General features: G+C 43.6%; 14 protein-coding genes. All 14 read left to right on the forward strand.

The features are described 5' to 3' along the window. The first annotated feature begins 78 nt into the window (after positions 1-78). The 14 genes from ACQY73_RS04485 to ACQY73_RS04550 all read left to right on the forward strand — a co-directional run bounded on the left by ACQY73_RS04485 (position 79) and on the right by ACQY73_RS04550 (position 14,163). Positions 79-2,421, forward strand: a complete 2,343-nt coding sequence (locus tag ACQY73_RS04485; protein ID WP_428662038.1) for a hypothetical protein — start codon at positions 79-81, stop codon at positions 2,419-2,421. 11 nt (positions 2,422-2,432) lie between these two features. Beyond that, complete coding sequence (locus ACQY73_RS04490; RefSeq protein WP_428662041.1) at positions 2,433-3,365, forward strand: hypothetical protein; 933 nt, start codon at positions 2,433-2,435, stop codon at positions 3,363-3,365. Positions 3,366-3,371: 6 nt separating this feature from the next. Next, positions 3,372-3,689: a hypothetical protein gene (locus tag ACQY73_RS04495; protein ID WP_428662044.1), complete on the forward strand. Its 318-nt coding sequence runs from the start codon at positions 3,372-3,374 to the stop codon at positions 3,687-3,689. A gap of 29 nt (positions 3,690-3,718) precedes the next feature. Beyond that, the gene (locus ACQY73_RS04500; protein ID WP_428662046.1) at positions 3,719-4,669 is read left to right on the forward strand and encodes a hypothetical protein; all 951 of its coding nucleotides are present in this window, start codon (positions 3,719-3,721) and stop codon (positions 4,667-4,669) included. Positions 4,670-4,700: 31 nt separating this feature from the next. Continuing rightward, the gene (locus tag ACQY73_RS04505) at positions 4,701-6,617 is read left to right on the forward strand and encodes a hypothetical protein (RefSeq protein WP_428662049.1); all 1,917 of its coding nucleotides are present in this window, start codon (positions 4,701-4,703) and stop codon (positions 6,615-6,617) included. Next, positions 6,617-7,441, forward strand: coding sequence for a hypothetical protein (locus ACQY73_RS04510; protein WP_428662052.1), 825 nt, complete (start codon positions 6,617-6,619; stop codon positions 7,439-7,441). Before ACQY73_RS04505 ends, ACQY73_RS04510 begins: the two co-directional genes overlap by 1 nt. 22 nt (positions 7,442-7,463) lie before the next feature. Beyond that, on the forward strand, positions 7,464-8,159 hold the full coding sequence (locus tag ACQY73_RS04515; RefSeq protein WP_428662055.1) for a hypothetical protein: 696 nt from the start codon (positions 7,464-7,466) through the stop codon (positions 8,157-8,159). A gap of 237 nt (positions 8,160-8,396) precedes the next feature. Beyond that, a complete protein-coding gene (locus tag ACQY73_RS04520) occupies positions 8,397-9,086 on the forward strand; it encodes a hypothetical protein (RefSeq protein ID WP_428662058.1) in 690 nt (229 codons plus the stop codon). 74 nt (positions 9,087-9,160) lie between these two features. Then, positions 9,161-10,402, forward strand: coding sequence for a hypothetical protein (locus tag ACQY73_RS04525; protein ID WP_428662061.1), 1,242 nt, complete (start codon positions 9,161-9,163; stop codon positions 10,400-10,402). A 62-nt stretch (positions 10,403-10,464) separates the two neighbouring features. Beyond that, positions 10,465-12,663 (forward strand): hypothetical protein, encoded by a 2,199-nt coding sequence (locus tag ACQY73_RS04530; protein ID WP_428662063.1) that lies wholly within the window; start codon positions 10,465-10,467, stop codon positions 12,661-12,663. Beyond that, positions 12,660-12,935, forward strand: coding sequence for a hypothetical protein (locus tag ACQY73_RS04535; protein WP_428662066.1), 276 nt, complete (start codon positions 12,660-12,662; stop codon positions 12,933-12,935). The genes ACQY73_RS04530 and ACQY73_RS04535 overlap by 4 nt, the downstream gene beginning before the upstream one ends. Then, positions 12,874-13,197, forward strand: coding sequence for a hypothetical protein (locus ACQY73_RS04540; RefSeq protein ID WP_428662069.1), 324 nt, complete (start codon positions 12,874-12,876; stop codon positions 13,195-13,197). Before ACQY73_RS04535 ends, ACQY73_RS04540 begins: the two co-directional genes overlap by 62 nt. 38 nt (positions 13,198-13,235) lie before the next feature. Continuing rightward, positions 13,236-13,688, forward strand: a complete 453-nt coding sequence (locus ACQY73_RS04545) for a hypothetical protein (RefSeq protein ID WP_428662072.1) — start codon at positions 13,236-13,238, stop codon at positions 13,686-13,688. After that, on the forward strand, positions 13,675-14,163 hold the full coding sequence (locus ACQY73_RS04550) for a D-Ala-D-Ala carboxypeptidase family metallohydrolase (RefSeq protein WP_428662075.1): 489 nt from the start codon (positions 13,675-13,677) through the stop codon (positions 14,161-14,163). The genes ACQY73_RS04545 and ACQY73_RS04550 overlap by 14 nt, the downstream gene beginning before the upstream one ends. The last annotated feature ends 3 nt before the right edge of the window (positions 14,164-14,166 follow it).

Raw genomic sequence — 14,166 nt, forward strand, 5'->3', positions numbered from 1 at the left:
GAGCCTAAATTGTTTATGTTCTATTTATTATTTTTGATATATATTAGTAAATTTATAAATATCTTCTTTTTATTATTAATGAAACGATTTGTGAATTTTCTGCAATGGGTCACGGATAATGGTGAAGCCCAAGTCAAAAACCTGCATCACCCTGTCAATAAACTCAAAACGTTTGAAGCGCAAACGGGTGATTTTTGGCGGTTGTTGCTGCATAAATCCATTTTGCGCGGGGTAGATCCTCAGTTTGTGGAGGCTCGAATTCTTTCATGTGTTACCAATTGCCCGGGTGTATGGACAGGTGCTTTCACGGATACTGCCAAAAAAGCGGTTATCCGGCCGCAATTGTGTGAAAAGTACGTGGAATTTACCTTGAAGGTCAATGGCATTTCCACCATTGCCAATTACAAACAATTCGGGCTGACGCGCGCCAATGGTGATTTGGTGCTCGGTACGGTTACGGAAACGGCTGCAGGTAAAGAGGAATATGCCGTCAAGATCAAAGAATATTTTGAAAGTTATTCTTTCACAAAAGTGTTGGTGTATCGACGCGGAACATTGTTGAAGGTACGTGCTTTTACCAATGACAATTTTAAGTTTGAAGATGAGGAGTTTTCCATTGGTATCGGTCAGGTAGATCAGCAGAATTCCAATACCCCTGCCCTGTATGTTGCTTTCGTCAATACCATCTCCTACCCTGCTCAAAATTCGTGGAATATTGTCATTGAAAATGTAGAGGAAGGCAACATTTTCGAATTGAATACAGCCAAATATGAAGTGGCGAAAGGAGATACGATTGAAACGGTCAAAAAGGCGTTGATTGGCGAGAATGAGCGCTTTATCATTGCTCAATCCGATCCGGTCAGCATCAAAAAAACAAAAGGATATCGGTATGTAACCAATACCAATAAACCGAGTTTGAATCTTACGTATTTTGATACATTCAGCGGCAATGACAGATACATTGTGTCGGTGGGAAGCAGCGTCAGAACGGGGAATACGTTTCAAATACAGGCTACGGGAAAACCTTTGGTAACCAAAACAGCCGCGGCCACAGACACAGCCGCTACCATCAAAGCGGAGTTGGCAGCAACTTCAGGCTATTATGAAGTAACGGCCGGCGTAATACCCACATGGTCCGCGATTGCCGGAAATGAGAAAATAGAGAATCTCAATGAGCCGAATTTGTATTTGAATGATCTGCAAACCATAGCAGCTGGCAACAAAGACAAATACCGCATCAGTATCGGCAGTGATGTAATCAAAGGCAATAAATATGTACTGGGGGCGAAACAATACATTGCCAAAAGCACTGATGATGCCGATTCGGTGGGAATTGCATTGGGGTTATCAGGTGCAGTGGATTATGTGGAAGTGGCACAGGGGGCAGCATTGGACGGCCGGGCAGTTCCGGGGAACAAATACACGGATGAGGACATTGCGGATATTGTCATTGTGCAACAGCCGCGCGTATTAAAATCCAATCAATTGGTTTTGGAAATTGATTTTCCAACAACGCCCCAAACCTATTGCATTCAACTCATTGACGCCAAACACAATGTTATTTTAGGGTACAGCAACCTGCTTGATACAGTGGCCAATTCTGAGGAAACTAATCTGGTAGAGGTAGCGGATGAATATGAGGCAATGGGCTATGAGTACTTTGAAAAGTTGACACAGGTAATAAGGTTGCCTGTGTATTTAAACACTCCCATGCAACGCTCACAGGAAAATCGAACCAAGCTGCTTGGCGGTGGATATCGCAGGTCTAATACTATCATTCAGGAAACGACCGAACTTATCACGCGTGCGGAAGATGATAATTTTCATGCCACTTTGGCGGCTTGGCTCAAACATACAAATGTTTGGATATCCGATAAGGCGTATTTTTCCGAAGGGGAGTACTCGGAAAATATTATTTCGGAATCGTCTCGTAAAAAGCAGGCAAAAACCACACTGGTAACTCAAGCCGAACGCAACAACAAAACCACCTACTTTGCAATTGACTCAAAACCAGTCAAATACGGGAGTGTAGTATTGGATGGCTTCTCGTATGGCCTAAATATCCTATTGAAATATGGCACATTTGAGCCTGAATTGCAGCAAGATACGAATGTATTGCCCGCTGCGGAATACAGTATCATCATTTACAACGATGGTGATGCACGAAAAATACGGATTGCACCCGGTGGATATGAATTGTGGAGTGGTGTGGTGCCAAAGCGGTCACTTGTACGATTTGCGAGATTGGTGAGAATTTCCAGTGGTCAAACATTGGAAATCAAATGTGAGAAAGTGGCCGCTTTGTCCGTAAACTATTTACAGGAATTGGAAAGTCAGGATGCAGAGGTGATTTATTACATGGATGAGGAGTTTGAAAGCACAGATTACGGACCGGACTACGGGCCGGATTTCAATGGGTAAAACACGGTGTTATGTTTGATGAATTGGCCGTTATAATTGAAGGTTTTGAGGCGGGAAGTACCAATGTAAAAGTTCAGGCTGTTCAGTCAGATGCCACCATTGTATTGGTATTTGATGCGCTTTACAATCAATTGGGTAGCGTGGCATTGAATGACAATATCGGCATTGTTGCATTGAATCGTTCCCTAATCGAAAATGAACCTATTTATGCCTGCGTCGGTACATTCGGGCAAAAAGTGGGTGGTGTTGTTATTGTTCTCGGTACCGGAGCAAAACCTACGGGATGGCTATTGCCGGAAACAGTAGAGATTGGTGAGAATACAATGACTGCATCCGAATATACCGAAACAACGGGTATTCAATTACCTGCCGTATATGCTCCGGAATCTTTCAATCATACCCCCGTAAATCCTGTCAGCGGCATTGAACAGTTAACCGGTATCGGCTTCGATTTGATCGAAAAAATCAGTGACGGTACTGTGATTTTAACGGTGGATAATGTGCAGAATTGCTCTCAAGGGTACAGCATCAAATTTGATGCAGATGCCGCCAGTAACGTTCATTCGAAAACGTATACCACAGATGGGATCAAAACCATTCGGGTGATCGATGCCAACAATGTTGCCCGTTTTTTTGAAAGGGAGTATAGCATTACTGTTCCGGTCGCTCCTGTGCCTTCAAGTGTAATTTCAAACGCCGGCTATAATTTCCGTTGGGAAGGCGCATTGTTAATAATTACGATTATTGCCGCTTCTACAGACCCCGCTTTGGAAATGAAAATTGATGGGTTGACCGTCGGCCCTTACGTTGATATGAATTTTATTGGCTCAAAAAGGTATTCGCGTGAATATGGCGTACCCTCAGGCGCAGGCACATATAATGTTGAGGTTCGTGACAAAACCAATATAGGTGATTTTAAGACGTTTCAGGCAGTTTTAACATAAAAAATTATGGCAAAATCAAAAATTGAAGAGGGTGTACAGGAAGTGAATGTGTCATTGGAAGGTCAGGAAGCGACAGCTATTGCGGTCAAAATTGAAGAGCCTGTGACAAACGATGTTAAAGAAGTACCGGGGCAAAAAGTTGAAAAACCTACCCTTATGTACATAGCCAATAATGACACATTCGTCATTCAATGTCCGGAAGGCATTGAAAAGGTTTCGGGAACCTTTAACGGTGAAGAAGCAAGCGGAGTTGTGATTGATGGTATTGCACATGTAAAGCTTTCAAAGTCATTGCCTGAGGAATATACCTATACAATTGATTAGTTTCATTTTAAACGGCAGAGGAGATCGATATGACAGGATTAACGGATTTTTTAAAAGGAGATGTCGGTATTTCGACACTTCGTCAAAGCCGTGCAGTAAAGGCACCGGCAAGTCAATACATTGCGATGGTATTGACCAAAAAGGGTAAATTCCCCGACATTGGCGGGTCTTATACCCCATTTGGTGGAAGTGCTACGGTGGTAACAGCGGCAAATATCGCCTTACTGCAAAAAGATTTAGCATACCAGGGAGGAGCCTATTTCTTCGGTGAAGGTACCATCAACGGTACCAAAGGTAAACCCACGGAAATCACGGAAGGTATGACGTACGGACGTGCCTTCAAGCCACGGCCAACGGGTGAAGTGCAGGAAACGGCCCAACTTACTTACAAGCACTTTTACCGAAACATTCCTTTTTTCAATGATTTGCGACGCAATTCCAGAGGGTATGACATTTGGTTGTATACCGCCAATTCGGTGCAAAAAATTGATGCAAAAACCAATAGCCCGGTGTTTGAAAGCATTGGTCACCCTATCACCGGTGAACGTGAAAATGTCATTGCAGGTGAGTTTGAAATTTCATGGAATGATTTGGACGGGGAATTGGTACCATATTTCGGTATTACTGTAGGGGATTTGGATGCAGAATTAATGGTATACAATTTTGCCGCAGCCCCATCTGCTTTGGTCAATATGACACAACAGCCGGGCTGTGCCGGGGATTGTATTACGTTCAACCGTACGACCAACGCCACTTGCGGATTTACACGCGATGTGACCGATCCTAAAGGTTGCGGTTCTCATTATCTTTTTTACAACGATGATGAAGCCTTCCCCGGTGGTGTAACAGGCAGTGTCAATCCGACAACAGGTGTTATTTCCTTTACGGCGCTTTCGACCGGTACACACCGCTTTACACATGCATACGAGAACGAAACAGGCATTTTTGCTTATTACTGCTTTAAAATCGTAGCATCTTAATTTACAACACAGGATTTATACCCCTTTATTTATGATTAAGCTTTCGCAGGTAATGAGTGTTTTAGAGCGTATTTCCATTGACGGGAAACTGCCAAAGGATATGTGTCATGAATTTCATGGCAAAGCCAAAGACCTCAAAGAGGATATTGCGAAAGTGTTTGGGGATGAATATCCGGATTATCTGAATATCAACCGTCCGAGGGAAAAGACGGAGCATAAAACGTATCGTGAAGCTATCTTCCGCAATACGTTCAAAGGCTTTCGTGATAAGCAAATCGGACGGTTGGACTACATTCCCGAGTCAGATGATTTTGGCGTGAAATGGCCGGAGGGCAAACAGGGCAAAACGTTGTTCAATTACGACAAGAACTCCTTTAATGAAAAAAAAGGCTTTCAGGATTGGTTTTTCGATTATGTGAAAACCCAGTTTGTGGATGATCCCAATGCGGTGTTGGTGTTTGTACCTGAATCGCTTCCGCAATCTGACAATGAACCGTATTTGCCTAAAGCTGAGCTGATACCTTCAGAAAACGTATTGCAGTTCCGTAAAGGTAAATGGGCAGTGCTTCGTTCGACCAAAGAAGTATTGGTACAGATCAGAGATACGGGTAAAACCGAAAAAAATGGCCTGTTACTTTACTTTTTTGACGATGAAAGTTTTACGATCGTTCGTGAAGTAATACGGGATTCCTCCAAAACGCTCAAAAAAAGCACATTCAAAATTTGGGGTATGTCCCGGGACTATACGCTCAGCGATGAAGGTGAATTGACGTTTTTGCCCTTCAAACACAATTGCAAATCCATGCCGGCGCGTAAGATCGGTTTGAAACGATTGAAGTCGAACGGCAAAGGGGAAGAATTGTTTGCCTCAACGGTGACTAATGCGCTGGAGCATATCAAGGATGCGCAGGGCAGGTATTCGGATATTCAGATTGAATTCAATTATCATGTGAATTCGCAGGAATACCGAATAGCCACGCGGGTTTGTCAGCATGAAAAGTGTGACAAAGGCAAAGTACCGATTTTCAAAAATCATGAAATTGCAGGTAAACAAAATTGCCCGAATTGCCATGGTACCGGTTTTGAAGTAGAGTCTTCGGCATTGGGTTTTATTGTGTATTCCATGCCCAAAAAAGAGGGCTTTACGGATGATGCCGCAGCGTCTGCGCCACCTGTTCCGGGCGGTTTTATTCCGCGTCCGATTGAGTCAGTAAAGGCGTTGGTGGAAGAATACAAACGCAAAACGGAGGAAGCCTATGCGGATGTTCATATGCAGTTTCACAACCGTACGCCATTGGTGGAAACGGGCAAGGCCAAAGAGGTGGACCGGGAGGAGTTTTACAAAGATTCCATCGTATTGGCCAAACACCTTTGTACGCTTTTGCAATGGGGGTATGAAATGGAAATGTGTTGGCTGTATGGGCCAATGGGCTTTGATGAATTGGAATTGCCGACGGTGTTGGTGCCAAGTCGTTTCATGCTTTCAGGCATTGATGAAACCCGCAATGAACTCAATGATGCATTGAATAACAAATACGATCCCGTGTTGGTCGGCATCATTCAGGCGCGTTGGTTGGAATACCAGGCAGGGAAAGATTCCAAAGAGTACAAGCGGTACATCACCCGTTTGGAATTGGACCCGTATCGAAGCATGGCCACGACGGAGAAGGTTTTTCAATTGGGCTTGGCGGCTCAGGTAGCCACACCCGGAAGCGATGCACACAAGGAGCTCATCAAATTGTTTGTGTTTTCACTGCAATTCGAGCCTTTACTGGATGAAGCGGAATTGTTGTATGATGATTTTTACCAAAAGACCATTCAACAACGCAAAGTGATCCTTTGGCAATTGAATGAGAAATATACTTCTTCCATTCCCAATGGGTTGGCAGTACCGTTGACGATTGATACTCCGATTAACATCGACAATGCAGACCAACAGGCAGCGTAATGGAAGAATTGGAAGAATTGGCTGATTGGGAAGATCAATTGACCAAATGGCTGGAATCGCTCAGACAACGCATTTTAGCCATCAATGCCGTCGTATTGGACGGTTTATATGAGTTCATTGACAAAGTAGATAATACGCTGAGTTTGGGAGAAAACCTGAATGTGTTGCTGGCTGCTCAATTTCAATTGCCGAGATTGATCCAATCCGCCGGTTACGGTGTCATGGTCAATAATTTGGTAACGAAGATCGGGGAAACCATCACAAAGGTGGATAGCTATTTGAATAAGGTTTTCAACAATCAACCCGATAAAATCCGCAAAGTGACCAACACGTTTACCGCAGCATTGGCAAAAGTTCGGGAAAGTTTGCTGGGTGAAGGCATTCAACAGGGCATGGTAGGAGAAATTGTAAAGACCATGCAGTTTCACATTTACAGCAAATCCACCAAAACAGCCTTTCGTGAGGCATTACGCAAAGTACTGGGTAACGACGGCCAAGTGGTTAAATCCCTCACAACGTACTCTTCCTATGCTTTATACCAATATTCAAGGGCGTATACATTGGAAGTGACCAAAGAATTGGATGCCCAATTTTATTATTACATGGGCAATCGTATTGAAACCACGCGGGAATTTTGCCACCATCGACACGGCAAAGCTTTTACCAAAAAACAGGTGTTGAGTTGGCTGAAATTGGATTGGAAAGGCAAGATTCCCGGTACATCCATCCTATCCATTTTTATGTACGTGGGTGGGTACAATTGTCGCCATCGTTTGATTCCGATTTCGGAAGAAATGTTCATTCGGTTAGGCGGCATAGCTTGAAATTCATTTTAAACACATAATCATGGCAGGATTAACTAAGGAACAACGAGCGGCAAAGGCGCTGGCCAATGCCCAAAATAACGAAAGCAGTCAGCCATTGTCGGAAACCGTCCAAGACACTCAAAAGACTGAGGATGTTTCGCAGGATGAGCAGGTAACCGGAAATACCGATGAAATCATCAATGAAGAAAATTCAGAATCAGCGCTTCCGGATGATCTGTTAAAAGGGCTTCCAACGTACGATGACTCCGGTGATGAGTCATCGAATGTCGATACACAATCAATAGCTCAGGAAAATCAGGCTGATATTGAAACTTCGGAAAAAAAGAATAATAATCAGGATGGTTTAAAATCCGAAGAATCCAATTCAAACCAACCGCTTGCGTCACCGCAAACGCCTCCAACGGTGAATGATTTAAAGGAGGCCGAAAATCAATTTATAACCCAAAACCCTATCAAGAAGATGGAAGAAAAAGTAGTTGAACCGCAATTATTCTCTGAATTGAATTACAAGACAGAGTTGGTTATCAAGAATACCAACGGCATTGAGCAGGTGGTGACAAAGCGTTTTTGGGAACAAACCCGTGAAGCTGAACTGGATCGTTTGCAGGGACTTGAACTGTTGGGCATTGCCAAATTTACCGATCGAGAAAAAGGAGAATACGATATTTTGCCGATTGAAGACGATTGGGAGCCGGAAAAGCCGGAAAAAAAGTAAAATTGTTTTTATAAAATTAATAAATTACTTAATATTATAAATTTTCCTACAAAAATGGGACAAAAATTGGGAGCTATTTAAAAAAAACAGCTCGAAAAAACCGGGGCATTTAATGCCGAAAAACATACAGTACTGATTGAAAAACTCAATGAGGTTGCTGAGGATTTGGACGATAACGATGTTAAAGTCCTTTCCGAAACTTTTGTCACACTTGCGGAGGCGGAAGCGCATCCGACAGTGGAAAAAAATTTAAAAGAAAAGCACAGAAAGTCGTTACGTCCTGAATTTCTTGACCCAATCGATGCTGAGTTGAGATTATACGAACCTCTTTTGGAAGACAAAGAAAAAGAGACTTACGATAAGCTTGATACGACCTACAAGAAGCAGAAGTTCATGAACAAATACCTTTCTGAGCGAAGCAAAGGAAGCAGTTCGGATGCTGAAACCTTTAAAAAGGAACTGGGTAAAATTCAGGAACAAATCAAAAACGGGGATTATATTCCCAAAGCTGATTACGAGAAAGTATCCGGTAAAGTAAGTGCCGCTCAGGAAGGCAAAACCTTTGCGCGTTTGTTTGCCATGTCCGTCCCCAAAATGTCAAAAGACAAGTTAAAGGATGGCGAAGTGCAGGATGATTACAATTCACGTATCAATAAAATGCTCAAGAAAAAAGGGTGGGTTATTGACCATGAAACGGACGAAATTCGTAAAGCATCCGCTCCTGAAGAAGCTGTTTTGGTAAAAGGCAGTATGGATACGATGACCATAGAGCACATACCCGGGGTGTTTTATGAAGAATACGAAGACTGGGCACAAAAGTCTGATGGTAAAACCGAAGAGGAGGTTGAGATTGATCGCACCAGAGGTGGCGGATCAAACAAGGACTCTGTTGCGGAACGTAACCGTCAGCGCGCACAAGGGGCGTAGCAATACGCGAAAAAACATGGTGTCTTAGACACGAAAGGAAAGGAATGTGAAAATGAAAAATCTAAAGACACACAATGAGAGACATTAATTTTAGTGCCGCCCGTATCGTGTACGTTGCAGCGATGCACGTATTAAACAATACCTTCAAATTCGGTTTGCATGGAATGATGAAAGCCCTGCGCGATCCAAGCGTAAAGGCAATTGTTGATGAAATCGACCCCATAAAAGCCTCAAAAGATCAAAAGGGAAACCGTACAACCAAGAAACATGATGTTGGCACTGATCTTCCTTACTGGAGCGTAGTGACCAACTTCCTGCCTGCGTATGCCGGGACCGGTCGAAACACCCGTGCCAAAACCGCCGGTACAGCTATTCAGGGTGGCGGTTCTTTGCAGGTTGATTTCAATTTGCGCCGTGAGTATACACTTTCCTACAAAATTAAGGATGTACCTACCGAACCGGACGCATTGAAATACATGAAAGAATTGGTTAGCGGTAAGGTGGAATTGTTCGGTGGTGATGCAGGTGTCAAGTATGGCGACATGATGCAAAAATTGGGGTTGGAAATTTACCGCACCATTGATGATACCGTCTTTACACCGGTGAACCTTGCCTTATTGGCGTTGATGTATTCAGGCGTTGGTAAAAACGCTGCTTTTAAAGATGCAGCCACTCCGACGGCCGGTGCCCCCATAGTGCCCATCGAATGCTTTACTTCAGATGGTAAGCCTAATGAAAACTTATTGGAAGCTTTCCAACAAACCATGTTGGAAAACCGCCTGAAAGGTAAAATGCTTGTTGTTGGCGGATCACGGGCCAGCAAGTACATGGCAAAACAGGGCATTGTTGCCATCAACTCTGCCGGTATTGATTTGGCAAAGGTTTATGCCAGTCTGCCTATTCTGTTTTACTACGATCCTGATTGCGATTCAATTGTCGGTGCCAATAGAATTTTGGCTTTTGACAGTGCCGCTGCGGGGTTGTGTACGCTTCCTGAGCATGGTCCTGACGGATTTGTGAACAATTCAAGCTGGGCAAACACTGCTTATGGTAACATGGCAATTCGTTTGGAACAAAGTGCATTAGACAGCAGCATTGCCGGCTTAGGGAATGACCTGTTTGAAATGGATGTGGATTTCACCGCTGAGGAGACTACCGATAACGGCCGCTTCCCGGTGCTGGACATTACACCTTCCCTTTTATACGGTTTGTACCGTCGTCCGGTCAACTTCTTCTATACCTCAGGATCATCCAACTTCCTGAAAGATGTAACAGGTATCTTCTGCTTCGAGCTGACGGTACCGAACGCGGCTTAGTGATTACCACAGACGTATAACCGCAGGGGTGAGAACATCACCCCTGCTTTTCAACCTTTTGTATGAAAAATCTTTTTTTTGCCTTTTGGCTTATATCGAGTGTTTGTTTTGGGCAAATCACCATCGTTGACAGCGTTGGCAATACCTATACCATTCCCAAGGGAACGTATAAAAAGGTTACTGATGCAAAACCAACAATTCCCATTGTACTTAAAAATTGTGGCTGTACTACTGCTGACTTTTCCATTGTATCCATCCTTAAAAAAGAAGGTGCGCTGTATGAAGTGAATTTCGATGCTTGCGGTGTTAACCCACTGCGTTGGGAAGTCGGTACGAAAGCAGATACGTTTGCGCCTACATCAGGCACATTTATTGCAGACTTAACGGGCCTGCTACCGGGGGAATACAATTTTAAAATCACGTCTACCGGTTGCATCGGCAAAGCTGAAAAGAAATTTACCATTGCGTCCGTGGGTGCAATTCCCGTTTTAGGCAACTACAATCTTACTGCACTCAGTGATCCATTAGGGGCTACGTCTTTACAAACGGGCAATTATGAACTGAGATACATTGAAAGCAGACCTGACGAACATTTGAATTTAATCATTGAACAATCAGGTAACGATATTCTATTGACTGATACGGGTAATTCGTTGCAGTCTGTCAGTATTACACTGAATGGGTGGACGGATTTAGAGAATTCGGGTAGGCTTGAGAAAGAGCCGGTATTGCCCTATACGTTGTACCATGTTTCAAAATGGAGTGTGGCAAGGCCAACCCTCAGGGAATTTTGGATGGCCATGTACAGCACGCCCAAAGCTGAGTTTCGACGCTCGGAACTCTTTTTTTACATTGTACCCAAAGGCGAAACATGGAATCCAGTTGGTCAATCTTACAATCCCATCGGGCGCCCTAAAGTGTTTTCCGATCTGCCGGCTTTTACGCTTAAAAACCGCGTGTATGGATTTGAATATGATTTATTGGATGAGACGGACGCGCGCAAAAAAGAACTCAGTATACAATTTAACTGGCTACCGGGCAAGAAGCATTTAAAATTGTATGCCAGTGCTTTGGGGTCTTTTCTGCGTAAATTACCTACACGCAAGGGATTTGAGGAGTTAACCGAAAAAGAATGTATTGATTTTGCCAATACGCTCCCTATCGAGCAAATCGTAGCCTTCGACATTGAACCCGGTGCAGGTGAGAATTGGATCATTGATTATGATGGTGCAAATTTCACCCGTAATATGGGCATTGTCATAGACCGCCTCAAAGAGCGCGGTGCATTGGCGTACAATTGGTTGGATGTTCCCGACAAATCTCCCAATGTGATTTCATTGGATGGTATGAAGTTTGGAACGGGCGGCAATTACGGCAAAGACATTACGAAGTTTGGAGAAATGTACAAACGCATCGGTGATGTTCAACGGCGTAACAATCCTTATTCACTCATTTCAACAGGGTATGGTTATGCAGGGTATGATTCCAATTTCGGTGATGGAGAAAGCAATATCAATATTGGACCTCAACTTACGTACCTGCGCGCTTTGGATGTTTCGGAATTATGGAGCCGTGTTTGGCCCGAAAAAGACCAGGTTTATTTCAGTTGGGCATTTCAGGAATTTGATTTTGTACAATTTCCCGGAAATCATGTGGTGGAAATTCCGGAATTTCAGGCAAGGGCCATTCGAACGGACAATAAGCCATTATACCCCCCCAATCAATGGGAAGACAATCTGACTCTTGGCTTACTGAACGCCAAATACCTGTTTTATTGGTCACCGGGTCCTTTGGGATGGAATCCTGCCAATACTACCACTAATTCAAATGTCTACACTACGGGCTTCTCGGTTTGGCGTTTTGAGCAGGGCTTACCTCCCCTTCAGACTAAATTTTACGCAGGAAAAGAAGCAATGGCATTGAATGCCACGGTCAAGGCAGCTTATAATTTCTCATTGATTCAGGAAGCGGCCGACGGTGTGAGGTATCAACCTGCTTTTCATTTTCAAAGAGCCACAAAAAACGGCGGGGTAGAAGCATCCAATCAAGTGGAAGCGATTCAGGATGGCTCTTGGTTCAATGCTTCGTTGGTCAAGCGTCAACCCTTTGCCATTGTATTGGAAAACAACGGCAAACGGGTAGTACTGTTTCAGGATCTCTGGGCAAGGCCCGGTCGGTGGACGGAATTTGATTTCGTATTGAACGGTGTGGAGTATAGGGGTAAAACACAGGGTAATCGGTTATTCATGGCGAAATTATGAAACCTAAACACTACATCATTGCCTGCGCCATCATCATTGCATTTGCCGTAGGTATTTCGTGGATAATGAGTCGCAGTAAAATCACCCAATCCGAAAAACTTGAAAAAGACATCAAAGCCAATGAAGATACATTGCAAAAAATCAAAGCTGAGCGTGCTGTTGACAATGCCGCTCCTATTCCTTTTTCTGACGATGCCCGTCAGCGCGCAATTGATTCCATTAATAAGCATTCCGGATTCCATTTGTCTGTGCGGCCCTACAAAAGAAATTGATTCCACGATCAAAATCGTCAAGGACTATCCGAAGCTCAAAAAGCAATCAGATAAAAGTGAGGAATTGTATAAAGACCTCAAAAAACTGACGAATGCTGAACGATCCGATATACTGAAACTGATTGGTTTGGATGCTTGGGATTTTCGCAAAGTCAAAAGTCGTATTCGGTGGATCAAAGTCAAAAAATGGATTTGGGGTGCGGCAGGTGTTGGTACGGGGGCGGTTCTCACGTTGATTGCAATTGCTACTATACCTACTTGAAAGCTAAATAAATCTACCGTTCAGGCGGCTTGAAAATCATGAATACTAACGTAATGGATAAACCGATCGAATTCGTATTTACTCTGGGGTTAGCCTTAACCGCTCCTCTTTTGCAATCTGTCATTAAAGTTGATATGTCAGCAATGATATTGTCGCTTGTCGTTATGTCCGGCGCTTTGACCTACTTTACCAGAGCGGTCATCAATGACAACCTTAATACAAAAGTGGCGGCACTTTCTGCGCTGACCGCTTTGCCTTTAGGGATATTTACCGCACCTGCCATTTGCCGATACCTTGAAGTTGGGGCAACAGAATACATCGTGGCCACTCATTATGGCACCGGACTGATCGGAGTACTCATTCTGAACATGGTTTGGTCCATTATGGCAGGTATTCACAAAGACGCTTACCCTTGGTTTAAAGAATGGGTGAAGTCCAGATTTCCATTTCTTGTTCCAAAAAATCCAACAGGCAATAATGGAAGCAATTAGCAAATACATCACTTTAGAAAAGGCGGTCAGAAGCACAACGGCCATTGAAAAGGGAATAAAAAATCAACCCGGTGCGCGTGAGTTAAAATCAATGAAAACTCTTGCCGAAAAGGTGCATACACCGGCAACGGAACATTTTGGCTTCCCAATTCCTTTTTCGTCATTCTATCGAAGCCCAAGCCTGAATCGAATCATTGGCGGCGCTAAAAACTCTCAACACGTCAGCGGTGAAGCCATTGACCTTGACATGGACATGATTGAGAAAGGCGTTGACAATAAAGACTTATTTCTCTGGATTCAGGAGAATTTAGAATTCGACCAATTGATTTGGGAATTCGGGAATGCCACAAAACCCGATTGGGTTCATGTCAGTTATGTAGATCCTGAAATCCGCGCAAATCGCAAACAGGTCTTACAGGCAATCCGAAAAAACGGAGCCGTTCAATACATTCCTTTTACTTTAAAAGCAGCTTAATCA

Source organism: Runella sp., assembly GCF_965279615.1.
GTDB lineage: Bacteria > Bacteroidota > Bacteroidia > Cytophagales > Spirosomataceae > Runella.